The 22783-nt window shown below is 73.2% G+C and carries 10 protein-coding genes; 4 read left to right on the forward strand and 6 right to left on the reverse strand.

All coding sequences use genetic code 11. The features are described from left to right. Window positions 1-148: 148 nt before the first annotated feature. The 6 genes from WMF19_RS43810 to WMF19_RS43835 all read right to left on the reverse strand — a co-directional run bounded on the left by WMF19_RS43810 (window position 149) and on the right by WMF19_RS43835 (window position 10427). The gene (locus tag WMF19_RS43810) at window positions 149-1072 is read right to left on the reverse strand and encodes a response regulator (protein WP_437325580.1); all 924 of its coding nucleotides are present in this window, start codon (window positions 1070-1072) and stop codon (window positions 149-151) included. Further along, the gene (locus tag WMF19_RS43815) at window positions 1066-3939 is read right to left on the reverse strand and encodes a response regulator (RefSeq protein WP_437895801.1); all 2874 of its coding nucleotides are present in this window, start codon (window positions 3937-3939) and stop codon (window positions 1066-1068) included. The genes WMF19_RS43810 and WMF19_RS43815 overlap by 7 nt, the downstream gene beginning before the upstream one ends. A 230-nt stretch (window positions 3940-4169) precedes the next feature. Beyond that, window positions 4170-5030 carry a sugar ABC transporter permease gene (locus WMF19_RS43820; RefSeq protein ID WP_437895802.1) on the reverse strand — a complete coding sequence of 287 codons (861 nt, stop codon included), beginning with the start codon at window positions 5028-5030 and terminating at the stop codon, window positions 4170-4172. After that, window positions 5027-7330, reverse strand: coding sequence for an extracellular solute-binding protein (locus WMF19_RS43825; RefSeq protein WP_437895803.1), 2304 nt, complete (start codon window positions 7328-7330; stop codon window positions 5027-5029). Before WMF19_RS43825 ends, WMF19_RS43820 begins: the two co-directional genes overlap by 4 nt. Before the next feature lie 7 nt (window positions 7331-7337). Further along, a complete protein-coding gene (locus WMF19_RS43830) occupies window positions 7338-8417 on the reverse strand; it encodes an ABC transporter ATP-binding protein (RefSeq protein WP_437895805.1) in 1080 nt (359 codons plus the stop codon). A gap of 39 nt (window positions 8418-8456) precedes the next feature. Then, window positions 8457-10427 (reverse strand): alpha-amylase family glycosyl hydrolase, encoded by a 1971-nt coding sequence (locus tag WMF19_RS43835; RefSeq protein ID WP_437895806.1) that lies wholly within the window; start codon window positions 10425-10427, stop codon window positions 8457-8459. A gap of 626 nt (window positions 10428-11053) precedes the next feature. On the opposite strand from WMF19_RS43835, the gene WMF19_RS43840 reads away from it, so the two are divergent. The 4 genes from WMF19_RS43840 (at window position 11054) to WMF19_RS43855 (ending at window position 22434) form a co-directional block, all read left to right on the forward strand. Beyond that, entirely contained in the window at window positions 11054-14587 is a 3534-nt protein-coding gene (locus tag WMF19_RS43840; RefSeq protein ID WP_437895807.1) for an AAA-like domain-containing protein, read from the forward strand. Between the two features lie 310 nt (window positions 14588-14897). Beyond that, complete coding sequence (locus WMF19_RS43845) at window positions 14898-18596, forward strand: protein kinase domain-containing protein (protein WP_437895808.1); 3699 nt, start codon at window positions 14898-14900, stop codon at window positions 18594-18596. Then, window positions 18593-21820: a hypothetical protein gene (locus tag WMF19_RS43850; protein ID WP_437895809.1), complete on the forward strand. Its 3228-nt coding sequence runs from the start codon at window positions 18593-18595 to the stop codon at window positions 21818-21820. The genes WMF19_RS43845 and WMF19_RS43850 overlap by 4 nt, the downstream gene beginning before the upstream one ends. Then, window positions 21820-22434, forward strand: coding sequence for a hypothetical protein (locus tag WMF19_RS43855; protein WP_437895810.1), 615 nt, complete (start codon window positions 21820-21822; stop codon window positions 22432-22434). Before WMF19_RS43850 ends, WMF19_RS43855 begins: the two co-directional genes overlap by 1 nt. Window positions 22435-22783: the final 349 nt, after the last annotated feature.

Consider the following 22783-nt stretch of genomic DNA (forward strand, 5'->3'; position numbering starts at 1 on the left):
ACCGAGCCGTCAGATCCGCCGCCCCGCTGCCCCGGCGACTCGACTTCACTGCCCCGGCTACCCTGAACCATCACCTCGCTCTCCCTGCTCCCCCGTCCCACGGCTGCGCGCGCTAGCGCCGAGGATAGCAGGTCGCGTCGCGACGGCGTCAGCCGCCGTCCTCGCCCGGCTCGCCGCCGGCCCCCGGCGAGCGACACCGCATCACCATGCGGATCTCGTTGCCCTTCTCGTTGTGCCGCACCTCGTCCATGAACGTGCGGATCAGCATCAGGCCGCGGCCGCTCGGCTTGTCCAGGTTGGCGAGGTCGGTCGGATCCGGCAGGTTGCGCGGGTCGAAGCCGGGCCCCTCGTCGCGCACCACGTACGTCGCCTCGGTGCGCGTCTCCCGCGCCACGACGACCACGCGCCGATCCCGGAAGGGGCTCTCCGTCCGGCGTCGCTCGACGAGCGCGGAGAAGGCGCTCGGCTGCTCGTCGAGCAGCTTCGAGCTGACCTCGAGGTTGCCGTGCACGATGGCGTTCACGAGCGCCTCGCGCAGCGCCACCGCGACCTGGATCCGGCCCGTCTCGTCGCACAGCCGCATCCGGCCGAGGCTCTGCTCGACGTGGCCCACCAGCGCGGGGACCTTCGCCACGTCGTTGTCGAGCTCGAAGTGGGACTCGGTCGCCGTCAGGCACGAGAGGAGCTGCTGCTCCCGCCGATCGAGCCGCGCCACCGCGAGGACGTTCTCGACCGTGTTCACGAGCTCCGCCGCGAGGCTCCGCTTCGCGACGTAGCTCGCGGCGCCGCGCCGCAGCGCCTGCACCGCGATCTCCTCGCTGCCGTGCGCCGTCATCAGGATCACCGGGAGGTACGGGTGCTCGCGGCGGATCGCCTCGACCAGCTCCAGGCCGTCCATCTCGGGCATCTGGAGATCGGTCAGCACGATCTCGGGCATCGACCTGGCGATCGTCTCGAGCGCCTCGACGCCGTTCTCGGCGTACACGGGCTCCATCCCGGCGCGCTTCTTGAGCAAGCTCCCGGAGAGGCGCCGATCCATCGGGGAGTCGTCCACCACGAGCACCCTCACCATCGCGTCACCTCGCTATCAGAGCGCCGCTCGCCCTGCACCGGCGGCGCCGGGTCCGCCGGCGCGCCCTCGCGCACGAACGCGGCGAGCTCGGGCAGCAGGCGCTCGATCTGCGCCCGCAGCGCGAACTGCGCCTCGGCCAGGCTGCCGAGCTCGTTCGCGCGCGCCATCTTCTCCAGCGCGAAGGAGGCCTCGAACGCGCCCCGCGCGCCGAAGCTGTCGACCCCGCCCTTCAGGCTGTGCGCGGCCCGCTGGAGCTTGCGGGCGTCGCCGGCGGCCACCGCGTCGTCGATGTCGCCCATCCAGCGCGGGCACTCCTCCAGGAAGACCTCGGCGAGCTCGCGCAGGAGGTCGGCGTCGCCGCCCGTCCGCTCCAGCGCCTTGGTGCGATCGAACATCGGCCGGGCCGCGATCGAGGAGGGCGAGGGCTGCAGCCGCTCCTCCGCCCGGGTGCTCGGCGGCCCGCTGTCGAACGTCGACGAGGGCACCGACGCGTACGAGCTCGGGGCGCCGAGCGACATGCGCGCCGGGTCCTCGATCTCCAGGGCGGCGGGCCCGGCGGCGAACCGGTCGAGCATGTCGTAGAGCTCCTCGACCTGCACCGGCTTCGACACGTAGCCGTCGAAGCCGGCCCGGAGGCAGCGCTCGCGATCGCCCTTCATCGCGTAGGCGGTCACGACGATGAGCGGCATGTGCCCGCCCACGCGCCGCTCGCGGGCGCGGACGACCCGCGCGACCTGGAGGCCGTCCATCTCGGGCATCTCCACGTCGAGCAGGGCCACGTCGTACTGCCCGCCCGCGATCTTCTCGACGGCGAGGCGGCCGTTCTCGACGATGTGCACGTGGTGACCCTGCCGCTCGAGCCAGCGGCGCATCAGCTTCTGGTTGATCGCGTTGTCCTCGGCGACGAGCACGCGCAGGCCGCGCGCGCGCATCCCGGACGCGGCGCGGCGCGGGTCGGCCGACCGGAGCGAGGTCCGCGTCGGGATGCCGAAGGCGTGGAACACGGCCTCCTGGAGGTGGGACGTCTTCACGGGCTTCGTGACCATGCCGAAGACGCCGAGATCGCGGCAGCGCGCGACGTCCGCCTGCGCGGACGTCGAGCTGAGCAGCATGAGGACGCGCCCCTTCAAGATCTCGCGCTTCCGGCAGTGCTCGACCACGGCGAAGCCGTCGACCTTCGGCATGCGGGCGTCGACGATGGCGAGGCCGAACGAGCTGCTCGGCCCGACCGCGTTGCCCCCCGGCTTGCCCCAGGGCAGCGCCCACACGCCCGAGTCCTCCGAGAGCGCGGCGATCGCCGCCGCCCCCGAGTCGACGGGGACCGCCTTCATCCCCCAGCCCTCGATCGTGTCCGCGAGGATGCGCCGCGCGGTCGCGTTGTCGTCCGCGATGAGGACCTTCGTGCCGAGGAGGTCCTTCGGGATCTCCAGGCGGCGCGACCGGGCGGCGCCCTCGAGCGCCCGGAGCTGGAGGGTGAAGTGGAACGTGCTGCCCTTGCCGAGCTCGCTCTCGATCCAGATCTTGCCGCCCATCATGTCGACGAGGCGGGCGCAGATCGTGAGGCCGAGCCCCGTGCCGCCGTACTTGCGGGTGGTCGAGCCGTCCGCCTGGGCGAACGCGTCGAAGACGAGCCGCTGCTTGTCCGGGGCGATCCCGATGCCCGTGTCGATCACGCTGACGCGGAGCACCACGGCGTCGCCGAGCGCCTCGCCCGCGTAGAGGCTCGGCGTGCTCTGGCTGTCCGCGCTGGCCTCCTCCTCCGGCGTGAGGGGCGCGCGCGAGTCGACCTCGGCGCGGACGACGACCTCGCCGGCGTCGGTGAACTTGACCGCGTTGCTCACGAGGTTCACGAGGACCTGGCGCAGGCGCAGCGGATCGCCGACGAGCGCCTCGGGCACGTCGGGGCCGACGTCGTAGGCGAGCTCGAGCCGCTTCTCGTGGGCGCGGAGCGCGAGCGTCTTCACGGCGTCGCCGATGATCTCGCTCGGGTCGAAGACGACGGGCTCCATCTCGAGCTTGCCGGCCTCGATCTTCGAGAAATCGAGGACGTCGTTGATGATGGAGAGCAGCGCGTCGGCCGAGATCTTGACCATCTCGAGGTACTCGCGCTGCTCCTGGGTGAGCTCGGTCTGGAGCGCGAGCGACGTCATGCCGATGATGCCGTTCATCGGGGTGCGGATCTCGTGGCTCACGCTGGCGAGGAACTCGCTCTTCGCGCGGCTCGCCGCCTCGGCGGCCTCCTTGGCCTGCTGGAGCTCCTCCTCGACCGCCTGGCGCTGCATGAGCAGGGCGCGCAGGCTCGCGGAGTGCTCGCGCTCGTTCTCGAGCGAGGCCTCGCCCATGGCGTCCGCGCGGCGCTTGGCGATGCTCGCCATCACCGCCATGGCGGGGGTGGTGACGGCGTAGACGACGACCCGGAGGAGCTTGTCGTCCTCGTACGACAACAGGACGCCATCCTTGGAGAAGTAGAGCGCGAAGTACACGCACGAGATGAGCGCGGTGACGATGCCGCTCCAGAGGCCGCCGCTGAACGCCGCGAAGACGATGATCATCGAGAGGATCGCGGGCGGGTTCGGGACGGTCCAGTCGAGCGCGGCCTCGAGCGTGGCGACCGCGCCGATGACGAGCAACGCGAGCACGGGGCCGAGCAGCGGGAGCACGAACTTCTCCCAGGAGGGCCGGCTGAGGCGCCGCTGCAGCGCGGAGGGGAGCGGCAGGAACGTGCCGCGGCCGTCGGCGTCGCCGCCCAGCGATGGGCGAGGCTCGCCGCCCAGCGATGGGCGGGGCTCGCCGCCCAGCGACGGGCGCAGGTCCGCGTGAGCGGTCCCCGGCGCGGCGACTGGCGGGGGATCCTCGGCCTTCGGCATGGCTTCATGGAGATAGCGGGGTCGCGATCGGGCGTCCACGGCCGCGAGGGTCGGGTCCCATGGACGGGCGACGCCGGGGCACAGCGGGCAAGTAGGAGGGACGCCGCTCGACCCCGAGCACCACGAGGCCGGGCAGCGCGGGTCGCGTCGCCGGCGGACCCGGCGCTGACGGCCCGCGCCGCCGGCGCGCGGCGGCCGAGGCGCCCGCCGCCGCGCTCACCGCGGCGCGCTCACCCCTTCACGCCGCCCGTCGTCAGCCCCGCGATCAGGTGACGCTGCACCACATAGAACGCCGCCATGACCGGCAGCGACACGAGGAGCGCCCCCGCCGCGAACCGCTCCCACTGCGCGTCGTACTCGCCGATGTACCGCTGAAGCACCACCGGCAGCGTGAACATCTCCTCCTTGCCGAGCAGCGTCGCCGCGAGGATGAACTCGTTGTACGCCGTCATGATCGCGAACAGCGCCGTCACGGCGATCGCCGGCCGCGCCGCCGGGAGCACGACCCGGAGGAAAGCCTGGAATCGCGTCGCCCCGTCGACCATGGCCGCCTCCTCCAGGTCGACCGGGATGGCCTTGAACGCCGCCCGGAGCTGGAAGATCGAGAACGGCACCGCCGTCGACGCGTAGCAGAGCACGAGCCCGGTCCGCGAGTTGAGCAGGCCGAGCGCGTCGAGCAGGAGGTACAGCGGGATCGCGCTCGCCACCGTGGGGAACATCTGCGTCGCGAGCAGCGCGCGCAGGCCGCGGTCCTTGCCGAGGAACTGGAAGCGCGCGAGCGCGTACGCCGCCGGGACGGCGACGGAGACGCCGACGGCGGCCGTCGCGAGCGCGACGACGATCGAGTTGGCGAGCTGGCGGGGGAAGAGCCAGATCGGCTCGCCGCCGACCTTCTTCGACGTCGTGACCACCGCCACGAGGTGCTCGAACGTCGGCTGGTTCGGGATGGGCAGCACCTCCGGCACCGGCGGGCGCGCCCCGGAGAAGGCGATCGAGGCGACCCAGAGCACCGGGTACAGCGCGAACGCGACCGCCGCGATCAGCGCGGCGTGCACCGCGATCGACTCGACAGGAGAGGACCTCCGCGTCACGCGGCCTCCGTCGCCGCCGCCGGCACGGGCGCCGATCCAGCCTCGGCCCCGCCCTTCGGGAGGGCCGACACAGGCGTCCGCCGCCGGAAGCGCCACTCCCGCGTCGCGAGCGTCAAGAGCAGGAAGATGAGCACCGAGTACGCCGCCGCGTAGCCGTACTGGGCCTCGCGGGTGAACGCCCACCGGTACGCCTCGGAGACGAGGATGTCCGTGGTGCCGTCCGGGTCGCCGCCGGACACCAGGAACACGACGTTGAACATGTTGAACGTCCAGATCGCGCCCAGCGTCACCGCGGGCGCGAGCACCGGCCTGATCAGAGGCAGCGTAATTTTCCGTAGACGCTGCCACCGCGTTGCGCCGTCGACCTCGGCGGCCTCGAGCACATCGTCCGGAACGGCGGTGAGCGCGCCCAGCGTGACCACCATCATGAACGGGAAGCCGAGCCAGACGTTGGTCGTCACGTTGGCCGTGAACGCCGTCGTGAAGCTCGAGAACCAGGAGATGGGCTCGATGCTCGTCCCGAGCGCCGAGTTCACCGCCTCGATGAGGCCGGTGACGGCCCCGAACTGCCGGTGGAACATGCCCTTCCAGGACAGCGCGGTCACGTAGCTCGGCACGGCCCAGGGCACGATGAGGAGCACCCGGTAGAGCGCCCGGAGGCGCAGGGTCGGGCGGCGCAGGAGCAGCGCGAGCGAGACGCCGAGGAGGACGTGGAGGCAGAGGTTCACCGCGGTCCAGAGCACGGTCACCGCGAGCACGAGGTAGAACGAGCCGCTCGCGAAGAGCGGCCCGCCGCGGGCCGTGAGGATGCTGATGAAGTTGGCGAGGCCGACGTACCGGAGGCCCTCGCCCCTGCCGGCGAAGAGCGACGTCGCCGCGCCGATGACGAGCGGGACCACCACGAGCACGCCGATCGCGACGACCGCGTGCGCGACGTACTTGTAGGCTGGAATCGAGCGTACGAACGAGCGTCTGAGCGAACGCCGGAACAAGCGCCAGTGCGCGGTGCCGGGCGCCGCGCGCCTCGAGGCGCGGACCCACCGGAGCGCGAGCAGCAGCGCGAGCGCGCCGAGCGCAGCGAGGAGCGGCGCCGGCGAGGCGGGGGGCGGGAGCGGCCGGCGGACGTCGTCGAAGCGGCGCTTGGCCTCGGAGAGCGCGACGTCGGGGGGCGCGTCGCCCCGGAGCACCTTGCGGATCGCGCGCGTGGACGGCTCCCAGGTCGAGCGCATCGCCGGCGAGGTCGGCATCGGGATGGCCACCTTGGCCTGCTCGGTGAACGCCGCGATGAAGGCGTCGCCGGCCGGGATCGCCACGTCGCTCCGCACCGGCGGCGTCCGCGCCACCCGGAGCCGCGTGGCCGCGGCCGCGGCGCCGGCGACGTGGCGCGCGAGCGCCCGCGCCCCGGCGCGCCGCGCGCCCTGGGGAGAGAGCATCACCGCCTCGACGGTCAAGAACGGCCGCATCGGGAGGCCGGTCTCGCGCACCTCCGGGAGCGGGACGACGCGGGCGCGCCGCCTCGCCTCTTCCCGGAGGCCGCCCGCGAACCACGGCCCGCTGATCACGAACGCGGCGCGGCCCGCGTTGAACAGGTCGGTCACCAACGCGCCGTTCGCGTCCTCCGGGACGATCCGCCGCGCGATCAGCGAACGGACGAGCTCGAGCGAGCGCTCGGGCCCCGGGCCGACGAAGCCGAACTGGTCGTCCTCGCCCAGCATCGCGCCGCCGAACGCCGCGAGGATCGGCATGTGCGCGTAGGCGTTCGACGCCTCGTACGCGAGCGGATAAACGCCCTGCGGGAGCGAGCCGGCCAGCGCCTCGATGTCCTCGAGGGTCGCCGGGGCCTCCTTCACGAGCGCGGTGTTCATGTAGAGCGCCACGCATTTCTGGCTGATCGGCAGGCCGAGGATCTCGCCCCCCTGCCGGACCGCGGCGAGCGCCGGCCCCTGGAACACGGCCTCGCCGCCCGGCTCGAGCGCGTCGCCCACAGGCGCGACGAGGTCGCGCGCGCGGAAGTCGCCGAGCCGCTCGTGGGCGTCGATGAACAGGTCGGGCCCCTCCCCCATCGGGATCGCGGCCTGGAGCTTCGAGGCGTAGGCGTCGAACGGGACGGCGAGGACCTCGACCTCCTCGCCATTGAAGGCCGCGACGATGGCGTCGAGCGCCCTGGCCTCGTCGTCGCGGTAGGCGTGCCACAGCCGGATCGGCGCCGCGGCCGCGAGCGCGGGCAAGAGGAGGATCAGCGCGGGCGCAGCGAGCGTGAGCGCGAACGCGAGCGCGAAACGACAGCGACGGCTCGGCACGGTCGCCTCACGCTTCTCGCAGGCTCAGCCCGGAGTCCGCGTCGAACAGGTGCACCTGGCGGAGCGCGACGCGCACGGTGTCCCCCTTGCCGACGCGCGCCGCCGGGTCGAGGCGCGCCACGAACGGCGCCCCAGCGACGGTGCCGTGCGCATAGGACTCGGCCCCGAGGGCCTCGACGATCGCCACATCGAACGGGGTGCCGCCGTCGCCAGGGGCGAGGTCCACCTCGTGCGGGCGCACGCCCACCGTCACGCGCCGCCCGGACGAGAGCGCGCCCGGGAAGTCGGCCGCGTCGATGTCGATGGCGAGGTCGCCCTGGGCCGCGACCCACCGGTCGCCACGGCTCTCCAGGCGCGCGTCGACGAAGTTCATGGCCGGGCTGCCGAGGAAGCTCGCCACGAACTGGGTGCGAGGCCGGGCGAAGACCTCGAGAGGGGGCCCCGACTGCTCGACGACGCCCTTGTTGAGCACGAAGATCTCGTCGGCGAGCGTCATGGCCTCGACCTGATCGTGGGTGACGTAGACGCTCGTCGCGCCGAGCCGATCGTGCAGCTTGCGGATGTCGACCCGCACCTGCGCGCGCAGGGCGGCGTCGAGGTTCGAGAGCGGCTCGTCGAACAGGAAGAGCTGCGCCCGCCGCACGATGGCCCTGCCCATGGCCACGCGCTGCCGCTGGCCGCCGGAGAGCGCCCGGGGGTGCCGCTCGAGGAGCGGGCCGAGCCCGAGCATCTCCGACGCCTCCTTCACGCGCGCCTCGATCTCGGCCGGCGGCGTCTTCCGGAGCTTCAGGCCGAAGGCGAGGTTCTCGCGCACCGTGAGGTGCGGGTAGAGGGCGTACGACTGGAACACCATCGCGATGTCGCGATCGCGCGGCTCCAGCCGCGTGACGTCGCGGTCGCCGAGCGCGATCGTGCCGTCGTCCGCCTCCTCGAGCCCGGCGAGCAGCCTGAGCAGCGTCGACTTGCCGCAGCCGCTCGGGCCAACGAGGACGGCGAACGATCCGTCGGGCACGTCGACCGAGATGCCGCGCAGCACGTGGGTCTGGCCGAATCGCTTGTTGAGTCCGCGCACTTTGACAGACGCCATATTGGAGACTCTCTTGGAAGGTAGGAGTGCCAGGGAGGATCAGAGACCATGGATGACCTGGTCTTCCGGGATGAGCAGCGCCCCGCTCACCGGAGGCAGCGTGACGGTGACAGCGCCGTTCGCGCCCACCCTATATGTCTTTTTTTCGGGCGAGAGCACGTCGATGAGCACGGTCCCCCGCGTCAGCCCCGTGGTCATCGCCGCCTCGTCGAAGCTCGTGGCGCTCTGCTTCCGGGGGTGCGTGTTGAGCACCACGAGCGCATAGTCGCCGTCCGGCTCCCCCCGGTCGAACGCGAAGATCCCCGCGTCCTCGTCCTCTTCGCCCGTCCGCTCCGTCGACCAGCGCACCCGCTGCTCGCCGAGGGTGAGCGCCTGGTAGCCCCTGCGCAGCGCCGTGAGCCGCTGGACCCACCGGAAGAGCGGGCGCTGCGTGTCATAGCCGCTCTCCCAGAGATCTTCGCGGTTCGCCGGGTCGTCGCCGCCGCTGAAGCCCTGCTCCGTGCCGTAGTACAGGCAAGGGATGCCGTCCTCCGTGAAGAGGAACAGGAGCGCATTCTTGAGCGCCGCCTCGGGATCGGCCTCGAAGGGCGAGGCGCCCGGGCCGACATGGAGGAAGCGCGGGACGTCGTGGTTGTCGATGAAATTGACCAGCGCCTTCAGCGGCGGAACACCAATGCCGTTCGCGTTCGGCTCAGCGCCGTAGTTGAGCGCCCGCGCGTCCCAGAGCTCCTCGATCCGCCGCGTGGCCCGGGCGTCCCGGAAAACATCGCGAAAGACCTGATAGTGCTGCGGGAAATACAGGACGGAGTCGACCGAGTCCCCCGTGATCGGCGCGGCGCCCGGACAGCCCCCCTCCGCCTCGTCGCCGTTCTCGCGCTCGAGATCGCCGCCGAGCGCTTCGTCGTGCGGGTGAGCCGGGACCTCGTGCCTCGTGAAGCTGCCGACGAGGTCGTCCTCGCCGTCGAAGGCCTCGCCGAACATGAAGAAGTTGGTCTTGCCCATCGCGGCCAGCTGCAGCCGGACGTTCTGCGTGAAATAGCGCCAGAACTCGTGCTCGACGTGCTTCAGCGTGTCGATGCGGAACCCGTCGACGTCGGTGAGCTCGACCCAGCGCACGAACACGTCGACCATCGCCCGCTTCACGTCGCAGCGGGAGGTGTCGATGTCCTTGAGGCCGCCCGGGAAATCGCCGTGCACGAGCTGGTCGACATCCTCGAAATCGAGGATGCGCCCCTTGCGGTTGTACACCTCGGGGTTCTGGAAGACCTCGGGCCGCGGCGGGAGGTGGTTGGTCGCGGGGTCGTGACGGAAGACGATCGGCGCCCGACGGGACGACTTGCCGAGCGACGTCCGCGCCTGGACGCCGCGTGGATCGAACTCCGGATCGTACTCGTTCACCTCCTTGAGCTGGAGGCGCCCGTCCCCGCCGCTGCCGTGGGCGTCCGCGTCGGGCTGCCCGTTCTCGTTGATGTCGTAATAGAACAGCTGGCCGACGTGGTTCGTCACGATGTCGAGGATGACCTTCATGCCGCGGTCGTGGGCCGACGCGACGAGCCGGCGCAGCGACGCGAGGTCGCCGAAATGGGGGTTCAGCTCCGTGAAATCCTGCGTCCAGTAACCGTGGTATCCGTCGACGCCGGCGTCGCTGTCGACGTTCTTGACGATCGGCGAGATCCAGAGCGCGGTGACGCCGAGCTCCTCGAGGTAGGGCAGACGCTCCTCGAGCCCCTTCCAGTCGCCGCCGTGCCACCTGCCCGGCGCCGAGGACACCCGGGTGTTGTTCCCCGCGTCGCCGTCGGCGAAGCGGTCTATCAGCACCTGATAGATGATCTCCTCCCGCCAGTCGCTCGCGTGCGTCCCGAGCGAGAGCGAGACCGACCGCGCGGGCTCCTGGTCGAGCTCGGCGCACGCCGCCGCGAGGAGCGCGAGCGAGGCGGCCCCGGCCGCGCGCGCAAGGGCGGCCGCGCGCGCGGTCCGCCAGAGGGAGAGTCTCGATCGCCGCCGGTCCATCGTGATCACCTTAGCTCGGCGTGTTGAGCCATCACACATCCACGCGAGCCGACACACGCGCCGGACGAGAGACCATCTCGCCTGATGAGCCCGATGGGCAGCGGCGCGGCCGGCGCGAGCGCGGCCGGGTCAGGCCGCCCGCGCGCTCCGGCAGGCACTTCTGGAGTGTCAGGCAAAGCCGTAGTATCCGCAGGAGCCCTCCGAGCCGCAGAGCGCAATGCACAGACGAGCAGCGGCACGGCGGCCAGCACGGCCACGACGCGATTCTGCCCCAACCTCAACGCACCTCGCACGGCGCGGACGCTACACCGGCAGCAGTGGACCGGTCCACGATTTCTGGACGTAAAAAGCGGGCCTTCGCGGCGCGACACGATCGGCGCACACGCAATCGCGCCGCGCGCAACGCAGGCGCGCAGGCGCACAGGCGCACAGTAGAGCCCGGGCCGCGCGTCGCCGGCGCCTCCGCGGACGAGTCCCGATCGCGTGAGCGCCAGCCCATCCGGTCGAGGCGACATTCGCGTGACATTCACCGCGCCGCCGCGAGCTCTGTTGTTTCACCGCGGACGCCAGCGACACGGGCTGTCGTTCCGTTGACGGTCCTGGCGTCGCATGGCACCGTCAGATTCGTGACCTTCTCGGCGCCTCCCGACCTCGATCAGGCGAAGGCCAGTGCCCGAGATCACAGGCGCCGGTTCCAGGCGGGCGGGACCGTGGGCGAGGGCGTGATCTATATCGAGCGCCCCGCGGACAGAGAGCTCTTCGAGGCGCTCCTGCGCGGAGAGCTCTGCTATGTGCTGTCGCCCCGACACACCGGGAAGTCCAGCCTGCGACTCCAGGTCTCGATGCGGCTCCGCGCCGAGCAGGTGGAGTGTGCGAGCGTCGATCTCGGGGCGCTCGGCACCGACACCACCTCGCCGGTGAGCTGGTACCTCGGGCTCGCCTCGGAGATCGCCGAGCAGCTCGGGCTGGAGCCGCCGGACGAGTTCTGGGACGCGCACTGGCACCTCGGGCCGGTGCACTGCTGGTTGCGCTGGCTCGAGGACGTCGTGCTCGTCGAGATCTCCTCCGCGATCGTCCTGTTCATCGACGAGGTCGACGCCACGCTGGGCCTGCCGTTCTCGCGGGACGATTTCTTCGCCATCCTCCGGGCCTTCGTGAACCGGCGCGCGGAGCGCCCCGCCAACGCCCGGCTGACCTTCTGCCTGCTCGGGGCGGCGGCGCCCTCGGAGCTCGCCGCGGATCCGGCGCGCGCGCCGTTCAACATCGGCCGCCCGATCCGGCTCGACGACTTCACCCGCGCCGAGGTGCGCGGCTTCCGCGCGGGCCTGGAGGGGCTCGTGGCCGACCCCGACGCGCTGCTCGACGCGGTCTTCGCGTGGACCTCGGGGCACCCTTACATGACGCAGCGGCTCTGCGCCGATCTCGCCGGAGAGCGGCGCGATCTCGACGTCGACGAGGCCGTGGCGCGGCGGTTCCTGGACCAGGGCCGGACCGAGGACCCGAACCTGCGCCACGCGGAGCGATGCCTGGAGGCGCAGGGGCCCCGCTGCTGGCGGGCGCCGGCGCTCCTCCGGCTGTACAAGCAGCTGCTCGATGGCCACCGGGTGGGCGTCGACGCCGGGGACCCGATCCAGCGGACGCTGCTGCTCTCGGGGCTCTCCGTGGAGCGGACGGCGGCCTCGGGCGCGCCGTACCTGGACGTGCGCAATCGCGTCTTCCGCCGCGTCTTCGACAGGGCGTGGGTCCTGTCGCGCGAGGCGGACCGGGCCACGAGGGAGCCGCTCGCGCGCTGGCTGTCGCACGGGCAGAGGGACGATTACCTCGTCGGCGGCGCGGCGCTCGCGGAGCTCACGTCGTGGTGCGACGGCCGGGGGGACCTCTCGGCGGAGGAGACGGCGTTCCTCTCCGCCTGCGCGCGGGCGGAGGGCCAGAGGCGATCGACGCGGCGGCTCATCACCGTGCTCGCCGTCGCCGTCACGCTGCTCGGCGGCCTGATCCTCGTGCTCGTCTGGCAGATGGGGAAGGAGGAGCGGGCGCTGCTCCGCGCCCAGCAGGAGTCGCGCGAGAACGACGCCCGGCGGCTCGCGGCTCAGTCGGCGAAGGAGCGCGCCGGGGGCCTGCTGCCCCGCGCGCGCCTGCTCGCCGTGGAGGCGGCCCTCGCCGCCAGGGCGAGCGGCCGCCCCGCGGGCCCCGCCGTGGTGCAGGCGCTCGGCGACGCGGTCTGGGGCCCCGCCGTCGACCAGGAGGTGCTCGTCGGGGGCGGCGGCGCGGTCCAGCACGCGGCCTTCAGCCCCGACGGCCGCCTCGTCGCCACCGCCTCGGCCGACGGGGCCGCGCGGATCTTCCGCCTCGGCGGGCACGACGAGCCGATCGTGCTGCGGGCCCGCACCCCCGGCGGCGTCGTCGCCGTCGCGTTCAACCACGACGGGAGCCTCCTGGCGACGGCGTCGACCGACGGCGCGGTGCGCCTGTGGCGCCCCGACGGCCGCGAGGACCGCGCGCTCAGCACGAGGGACGCCGCGCCGACCAGCGTGGCGTTCAGCCCGGATGGCAGCCGCGTCGTCGCGGGGACGACGGGCGGCGCGATCTACGTGTGGCGCCCCGACATGGAGGGCGAGCCGCCGCTCGTCGTGCCCCTGGGCGAGCGGCTCATCCGGCGCGCGGTGTTCAGCCACGACGGCGCCCGGATCCTCGCCACGGCCATCAGCGGGACGGTCTACGTCGTCCGCGCCGACGGGCACGGCGCCCCCGCGGCGCTGAAGGGGCTCGAGCCGGGCGTCGAGGGCGCGGACACGAGCCCGGTGGACGACCGCGTCGTCCTCGCGACGGGCGACGGGACGGCGCGCATCCTCGACGCGGACCGGCGTGAGCCCGTCGTCCTCCGCGGGCACGAGGGCGCGGTGCGCAGCGCCGCGTTCAGCGCCGATGGCGCCGCGGTCGTCACGGCCTCCGCGGACGGGACCGCGCGCGTCTTCCGCGCGGACGGCAAGGGCGCGCCGATGGTCCTCGAGGGCCACGAGGGGGTCGTGAACAGCGCCGCCTTCAGCCGCGACGGCGCGAGCGTCGTCACCGCGTCGGAGGACGGCACGGCGCGGGTGTGGCGGCTCGACGGGCCGGGCGAGCCGCTGCTCCTGCGCGGCCATGCGGGGCCGCTGACCGGCATCGCCGTCAGCCACGACGGCAGCAGGATCGCCACCGCCGGGACCGACAAGACCGCGCGCGTCTTCCGGGCCGACGGCTCGGGCGAGCCGGTCGTCCTCCGCGGGCACGAGGACCACCTGCTCAGCGTCGACTTCAGCCCCGATGGGAGCCGCGTCGTCACCGGCTCGGCCGACAAGACGGCGCGGATCTGGCGCGCCGACGGGCGGGGCCAGCCGATCGTGCTCGGGGTCCATGACGACCGGGTGGTGGGCGTCGCCTTCAGCCCGGAGGGCACCCGGATCGTCACGACCTCGTGGAACGGCATCCTGCGCGTGTTCGAGGACGGCGTCCCGGGCGAGCCCGTCGTGCTGCGCGACGAGCGCGCGGGGCTGCTCAGGGCGGCGTTCAGCCCGGATGGCCAGCACATCGTGGCGACGTCGGGGCCCAACGTGAAGGTGTGGCCCGCGGACGGCCGCGGCGCCCCTCGCGTGCTCCCGTCGGGGTACGAGGACCGCGCGATCGCCGCGATCGCGGTGAGCCCGGACGGGAACCACGTCGCGATCGCCGCGCTCGACGGCTGCGTGCGGCTGCTCCGCGTCGACGGCCAGGACCAGCCCCTCCTCCTGAGCGGCCTCGGCGCGGCGGTCCGGACCGTCGCGTTCAGCAGCGACAGCGCGCGCCTCGTCGCGGTGTCGAGCGACGGCATCGCGCGGGTGCTCCCCGTCGACGGGCAGGGCGAGGCGATCACCCTCCGGGCCGAGGGCGTCACGCTGACGGACGCCGTGTTCAGCCCCGACGCCACCCGCGTCGTGACCGCAGCGAACGACGGCGCGGCGCGCGTCTTCTCGATCGCGGCCGAGTCCCTGATGGCGCGCGCGTGCGCCTACGCCGGGCGCAACTTCACGCGCGAGGAATGGGCGCAGCTCATGCCCGGCATCGACTACCGCGCCACGTGTCCCGAGTGGCCAGGCGCCCCCGAGCAGGACGCCGGCGCAGCGCCGCGGCCGGACGTGCGCTGAAGCGGGGAATCGTCGGTGATTGTCCGAGAGTGTCGGCGCTCTCCGCGCTGGGCCGTGATCGTCTATCGGCTGCACGCGGGAACGTGAACCGACGCGAACCGACGTGAACCGACGTGAACCGACGTGAACCAACGCGAACTGCGCGCTGCGAGACGTCTGGGAGCAGCCCCACAGGATGCTTCTCCTACCTTTATTCCGTGGGGGCGGACGTTCTTGTCATGGTTCGCGCTTGAGCGGGAACCATGTATGCTCGGCCAGGCTTGCTCGCCCTCTGCCGCGCACTGCGCGGCCCCTGATCGCTGCCCGGTCTATGGCCCCGCTCGACCTGCACGCCGAGGAGCCGAACCTCGTGGACACCGCCGCTGCGCGGATCGGGACAGCCCTGAACGCCAAGTGGCGGCTGGACGATCTGCTCGGCGTCGGCGGCATGGGCGCGGTGTTCGCGGCGACCCACCGCAGGGGGACGCGGGCGGCGGTCAAGGTCCTCCACATCGAGTTCGCGCGCAACGCCGAGCTGCGGGACCGCTTCCTGCGCGAGGGCAAGATCGCGAACCGGGTCGATCACCCGGCGCGCGTCGCCGTTGTCGAGGACGACCTCAGCGACCGCGGGGAGCCGTTCCTCGTCATGGAGCTGCTCTCCGGCACCACGCTCCAGCGGCTCGCGAGCAGCGCCGGCGGCACCCTCCCGCTCGCCCAGGTGCTGCCCGTCTTCGACGTCGTGCTCGATCTGCTCGAGAAGTGCCACTCGATCGGCATCGTCCACCGCGACATCAAGCCGGCCAACATCTTCGTCACGAGCGCCGGCCACGTGAAGGTCCTCGACTTCGGCATCGCCCGCATGCGCGACCCCGAGCGGCAGGCCACGCGCGCGGGGCTCACGTTCGGCACGCCGGCCTTCATGTCGCCCGAGCAGGCGATGGGCGTGTCCGGCATCGACGGCCGGTCCGACCTCTGGTCGGTCGGCGCGAGCCTGTTCACCCTCCTGTCCGGCAAGCGGCTCAACCGCGGCCGGAGCGAGTCCGAGTCGTATTTCCTCGCGGCGACGCAGACCGCGCCGTCGATCGCGACCGAGGTCCCCGACCTGCCTGTCGAGATCGTGGCGTTCGTCGATAAGGCGCTCGCCTTCGAGCGCGGGGGCCGCTTCCAGAGCGCCGCCGCGATGCGCGGCGAGCTCCGCCGGCTGACGGCCGCGCACGCCGCCGGCCAGCTGACGCCCTCGCGCGAGAAGAAGGCGCCGCGCGTGCTCGTCCGCGGCAACGACACCATCGACGAGGACCAGGATCCGCCGTCGATCGCGCTCGTCGAGCAGACCTGCCAGCGGCTCGTCGGCGTCTGGAAGCAGCTCGCGCTCGTGCTCAGCAACATCCGCCAGTACGGGTGGAACCACCCCCACGTGAACAAGGGCATCCACTTCGCTTTCGACGAGATCACGCGGACGCTCTCGCAGAACCCCCTCGGCGTCCGCTGGGAGGTCACCCCGAGCGCGTTCACCTCGGGCGGCCAGCCGATCTGGCAGCCCGACAGGTCTCCGTTCGATCGCATCCCCTACCAGCTCTTCGCCGACGGCATCCGGAAGATCCAGATCAAGGCCGGCATCACCGAGGCCGAGCTCCGCGATTTCGCCGCCATCCTGCTCCGCGACCAGAGCTTCGGCATGGGCGAGGACGACGACGCCGTGACGGCGCTCTGGGACCGGCGCTTCGAGCACATCGCGTACATGGCGATCGACCAGTTCGCCGAGGGCGACGAGGATCTGGAGGATTTCGAGGAGCAGTGCCGGGAGGTCGCGGTAGGGGCGCGCGCCCTCGCGCAGATCGAGAGCCTCTGGGACGAGAGCTCGCTCGCGGGCAGGGCGCTGCAGAGGAACGTCGAGGCCGCGCTCGCGGAGACCGGCGCGGCCGCCTCGGCGCTCGCCATCGACCCGCTGACCCGGAGCACGCTCGGCGCCCAGATCTCGCTGCCGTCGGAGCAGTGGAACGAGCGCTACATGGACGCGTTCGTCGACGGCTACGTGGACGCCGTCCGGCACGGCGACGAGGTCCGCATGACGGGGGCGCTCACCGCGTGGACCGCCGACCAGATCGTCCTGCACAGCTACGAGCTCGCGTTCGAGGTGCAGACGATGCTCCGGCGCGCGTTCTTCGCGCGGCTCGACGGCATGCAGCGCGGCACAATGGGCGCGGCGAGCACGGCAGGCGCGGCAGGTCGACAGAGCGCCGCGCTGCCGCAGCTCTCGCCGCGCGCCGTCGACCGGGCGCTCGCGCAGGCGATGTTCCCGGTCGAGGCGCTCAGAGCGATCCTCAACGATCTCGCGACGGCTCACCCGGAGGAGCCGGCGGCCGCGGGTGCGTCGGCCCCCGGCGCGGCGGGCCATGGCGCGGCGGCCGCAGGCGCCGCGGCCGCAGGCGCTGCCCTCGGCGGCGCGGCGTCCGCAGGCGTGGCGGCGCAGGCCGGCGTGGCAGCGCAGGCCGGCGCGGGCAGAAGCGCGGCGCAGGCCGGCGCAAGCCGGAACACGATGCTGGCCGGCGCAGGCCGGAGCGCGGCGCAGGCCGACGCAGGGCGCAGCGCGGCGCAGGCCGGCGCAAGCCGGAACACGATGCTGGCCGGCGCGAGCCGGAACGCGGCACAGACCGGCGCGAGCCGGAGCGTGGCGCCGCTCGACCCGGCGATCGTCGAGGGGCTGGCCCACGCGCTCGACGCGCTCGAGGACGGCTCGCTCTTCAGCGCCGCATGCCAGTGCCACGGCGCGGTGCAGTCCGAGCGCCTGCGCGAGGTCCTGTTCACGTACATGCGGCGGTGGGCGCCGGGCCGGGAAGCCGAGCTCGGGGACCTGCTCTCTCGCGCCCCGGTCCCCCTCGCCCTGACGCTCCTCCAGCTGCTCGCGCAGCTCAAGACCCCCGGCGCCCTCGCAGCGCTGGAGGCGGGCTTCGTGAGCCCGCACGTCGAGGTGCGCATCAGCGCGCTCGCCGAGCTCCCCGACGCCGCGGCGAGCGAGAGCGGCTCCGCGGGCTCCGCCGCCGAGCGCGTCCGGGACGAGCTCCAGAAGCTCCTCGACGATCCCGCGCCGCCGGTGCGCTGCGAGGCCCTGCGCCTCATCGGCAAGCTCGGCGTCCTCGCCGCGGGCCCGACGCTCGTGCGGCGGATCGTCGCGCCGTCGTTCCACGACCTCTCGGGGGCCGAGCGGCGGCAGTGGCTCGAGACCGTCGCGCAGCTGAACCCCGCGCGGGCCGAGAAGCTCGCGATCGAGCTGCTCGAGAAGCGCCAGCTCATCCCGTCCGAGGCGATCGAGCAGACCCGCGAGCTGGCCGCGCACTTCCTCTGCCAGGCGCGGAGCTACGAGGCGCTCCGCGCGGTCAAGGAGGCGACCAAGCCGCGCTGGTGGAACACCCCGCCGGTGCGCGACGCCGCCGCGCGCGCCGCGGTCGCGATCGCCGCGCGCCTGGTCGCGCCGACCCGCCCGAGCGAGCGCCCGCCGGTGCCGGCGCCCCCGGACGCGAGCGCGCCGCCCTCCCGCGCAAAGCGCTCGTACTCACCCGTCTCGGTCCGGCGCGTGAGCCCGGGCGGGCCGCTCAGCCTGCCGGACCAGCTCGAGCCGTGGAGCACCCCGCGCCCCGGAACCATGGCCCCGAACGGCGGCGACGCCGGCCGACCCGCCTACAGGGCGCCGCTCGTGTCGCCGGTGCCCGCCTCGACGAGCGCCGCCTCGGCGCCTCCCACCTCCGTGCCGTTCAGCCGGCGTGGGCCGCCGCCGCCTTCCTCTGCCGCGTCGTCCACCCCGACGGCCGCGCCGCCGCCGATGCCGACGTCGATGCCGCGCCCGGCCATGGCGCCGAGGTCCCCCGCCCCGCCCTCGAGCGCCAGCGCCGCGCCGTACAGCGTGCGGCAGGGCCCCGCCTCGTTGTCGCTCGGCGCGCCGTCCCGCACGGCCATCGAGCCCGCGCCGAGCAGCGCGGTCCCCTCGACGAAGCCGGCGCCGTCTCCGTCCCCCCGGGGCGGGAGGAAGCCGTGAGCGAGGAGAAAGCCAACCTCCACGAGAGCACCGGCGACACGGCGATCTCGGGCGTGAAGGCCGACGTGCGGCGCCGCGCGGCGCTCGGCCTCGTGCAGATGATCTACCGGCTCGCGAAGGCGTGCCTCCTGCACAGCGACTCGAACCAGGCGGTGCTGTCGCTCGTTCCGTCCGCGATCGACAGCATCGTCCAGTTCTGCGAGCTGTCGGGGAGCGAGGCCGCGACGATCGTGTTCGCGGGCAACACCCTCTTCATCAACGGCCAGATGCTCCGCGCCTCGCGCGAGACGTACGAGGTCGCCCTGGAGCTCGGCAGCTTCTTCGAGGCCTGCGACGTCTCGGAGCTCGTGCTCGACAAGACGGTCCGTCGCGCCGAGCTCGCCGCCTTCGCCCGCCTCCTCGCCGACGCCCAGCGCGACCGCAGCATCGCCGCGCGGCTCCTCCAGTCGAGCCTGCGGGGCGTCCGGGTCCGCAAGCTCACGAACCCGTTCCCCGGCGGGGCCATCGACGGCGACGGCACGCGCATCGGCCGGATCAGCCGCACCTACGCGGCGGCGATCCTCGTGATGCGGTCGTTCTACGCGGCCCTGCGCTCGTCCCCGGCGATCTTGCCGCAGCGGGTGAAGCGCGTCGCGCAGAAGCTCGTGGCCGCGGCCGAGGAGGACGCGCGCCTCCTGCTCTCGGTCGCCGCGGGCAAGATCGCCGACCCGGACGAGGCGGGCATCAGCGTGTCCACGGCGATCGTCGCGCTCGGCATCGCCCGGCAGCTCACGACCGACAGGAGGATGCTCGGGAGCCTCGTCACGGCGGCGCTGCTCTACGACGTGAGCCGGCTGCGGCTCACGGGGGTGCTCGCCGGCTCGACCGACGGGGGCGAGCCTGTCGCGCGCTCTCTCCTCGAGCGCGGCCTGAGCGACGATGAGAAGGAGCGGCTGCCCGCGAGCGCGGCCGTCATGTTGACGGCGCTCGGCAAGCTGCACGCGCCCTCGATCACGCGCACGGTGATCGCCTACGAGGCGCTCGCGCTCCGGCAAGGCGGCCGGCAGGGCCCGCTCTACGGCGGCCGGCGCAGCCCCACGGTGCTCGCGCGGATCCTCGCGGCGGCCCGCCAGTTCACGGAGCTCCGGACGGCGCCTTTCCCGACGATCGAGACCGCGTCGGGCGGCGCCTCGTCGCTCGACGCCGTGCTCCAGCGCATGATCGCGGGCGCCGAGAGCGCGACCGACCGGGCGATCGGCAAGCTGCTCGTCGGCGCGCTCGGCATCATCCCGACCGGCACGTTCGTGCAGCTGAGCACCGGCGAGCTCGGGGTCGTCCTCTCGACGCCGCTGTCGCCCGCGCACTTCGCGCAGCCGCCGGTGCGCGTCCTGTTCGACGAGCAGGGTCACCTCCTCGGCGCGCCGCTCGACGTCGACCTCTCGGTGCGGGCGCCGGGCGCGGAGCCGTGCTTCATCGTCCGGCCCGTCGAGGTCGAGCCTCACCACGAGCGGGCGATCCGCGCCGCGTTCGGCTTCCGCCCCGGGAGGGGCGGCGCGGCGGGGGTGGAGTCGCGCGTGACGGCAGCCGCGCCGGTGCTCTTCGGCGACGAGGTCCCGCCGACGGAGCCGGGCGACACGCTCGCGCCGCGCGCGCTCCGCTCGGAGGACGGCGCGCGCGCCGCGCAGGCGCGCAAGGAGGCCGCGTGGCTCGGCAAGCCGCTCACGAGCGCCGCGCAGGCCGGATCGTCGCCGACCAGCGTGCAGCCGCGGCAGCCCGCGCAGGCGGAGCGCCCGGCGCCGGCCGAGCGGGGTCGCGACGAGAACCTCATCTCGACGCAGCCGCCCCCCTCGACGGCGGCGGCGCGCGCGGCGATGGCGGTCCCTCCTCCGCCGCGGTTGCCGCGGGACTCGCGGCCCTTCGGGCAGGTCGCGTCGACGAGGTACTCCGTGCCCGCGCCCGAGCCGACGCGCCCGTCGCGGCAGATCGAGCGCCGGGACGACGCGCCGCCGCGGGACCAGGGCGTGGGCCAGCTGCCGACGATCGGCCCTCCGGCGGGGTTCCCGGCGTCGCGGAGGTCGGGTGATCTCCGGCTCGGCGCGTCGGTGCGCCGGTCGGATTCCCGAGTCGATCCGGAGGATTGGGACTGGGACGACGAGCTCCCGACCATCGATCCGCCGCCGCCGGGGCCGCCGCCGACCTCGCGGAGCCCCTCCTTCACGTCCGAGCATCCGCCCGCCAGCGCGCTCGATCACGCGCCCACGTACACCCCGCCCCGTCCTTCCAGCCATGCGTCGGACCGCGCCCCTGGCTATCTGCCGCCCCGTCCTTCCAGCCATGCGTCGGAACGCGCCTCTGGATACGCGTCGTCACGTCCTCCCAGCCACGCGTCGGAACGCGCCCCTGGCTACGCGCAGCCACATCCTTCCAGCCACGCGTCGGACCGCGCCCCTGGCTATCTGCCGCCCCGTCCTTCCAGCCATGCGTCGGAACGCGCCCCTGGCTACGCGTCGCCACGTCCTCCCAGCCACGCGTCGGACCGTGCCCCTGGCTACGCGCAGCCCCGCATCCCCAGCCCGGCGCCGGCCCGTGCTTCCAGCCACGCATCGGACCGTGCCCCTGGCTACGCGCAGCCCCGCATCCCCAGCCCGGCGCCGGCCCGTGCTTCCAGCCACGCGTCGGACCGTGCCCCTGGCTACGCGCAGCCCCGCATCCCCAGCCCGGCGCCGGCCCGTGCCTCGAGCCATGCGCCGGGTGGTGCCCCGAGCTACGCCCCGGAGCCTGTCCCGACGGAGCGGAACGCGCCGCGCGCGTTCTCCAGCTCCAGCGCCGGCTCCGGCCCGAGCCTGGACGAAGCGGACCTGACGTGGACCGACGAGCTGCCCACGCTCGATCCTCCCCCGCCGCCGAGCACGGAAGAGCTCGAGCGCGATCGGCTGCTCGCGGCGTACCTGGCCGAGCGCACGCCGTTCCCGCAGGCTGGTCTTCATGAGTGGAGCTCGACGTCCAGCGAGGCGCCGGGGCGGGCCGAGGCGGACGTCGACGGCAGGTGGCGCGGCGACGCGCTGTCCCAGCGCGCGACGCCGGACTCGCGGGTGATGGCGCCGATCACCATGGCGCCGATCACCATGGCGCCGACCAGCTCCAGCTCCTTGGGCGCCACGAGGCGCCCGCGCGCGCCCATCCCGCGGGAGGAGCCGGAGGACGACGGGGGTGACCCTCCGGCGCCGGAGGGGCGGGACCGCTGATGGCCTGGCCCGCCGCGGCGAGCCGTGGGCTCGCTGCGCTGCTGCTCGCCGCGCCGGCGTGCGCCGACGACGGCGGGGATCCCCCTCCGGTCGAGGACGCCTGCAAGCTCGGGTACCTGGGCGAGGAGGGCGCCGACATCCGCATGGAGGTCACCGCGCTCGACTCGAGCGACGCGGCGCACCCGGTGAGCGACGGCGACGGGATCGACATCATCATGCCGCCGCAGGGCGGGCGGGTGCTCTTCCTGGGCGTCCGCGCGACGAACCTGAGCGCCTGCGGTGTCCAGCTGTCGGGCTCGCTCCGCGATCCCATGTCGGGGCGTGTGATGTCCGAGTCGAGGACGGTCAACCTCAAGCCGACCGGCGACGGCTGGGGAGCGAGCGTCGACGCCGACATCTCGACCTTCGCGAACGTGGGAGTCTGCCCGAACAACTGGTCGAGCAGCGACATCTTCGATCACGACTACGAGATCGTGGTGCAGGTGAAGGACAGGGAGGGCCGGACGGCGAAGCAGGTGCGGCAGGTCCGGCCGGCGTGCAACGAGCCCGAGTTCGAGGTCGAGTGCCGCTGCATCTGCAAATACGGGTACGTCCTCGGCGAGGCGTGCGAGTAGGCCGAAGCGCCGCGAGTCCAGCAGCGGAAGGACTGATCCGGAGCGATATCGCCCGCGCCGGCACGGCCACGCGCCCTGCACATCGAGGTCCTTCCACCACCGGGTTCACAAGCGCATCCCGTCGCGGTCCGTCGGGGGCAACAACGATTGAGAGCCTCCTTCGCTGCGAGCGAGCGGGCGTCGGTCTCACGCGCGTCGCAACAGCAGGTCTTCACCGCCTTGCTCGGCAGTCCCATTCACGGTTCGACAGCGCAGCTCATGGATCATCCTGGACAGCACGGCGCTCACGCCATGTCGCCCACCGGGTGGGTGTTCGCTCGTGATCCGTGAAGTGCGTTTTTATCAGGGC

The organism is Sorangium sp. So ce124 (assembly GCF_051525235.1).
Taxonomy (GTDB): Bacteria; Myxococcota_A; Polyangia; order Polyangiales; family Polyangiaceae; genus Sorangium; species Sorangium atrum.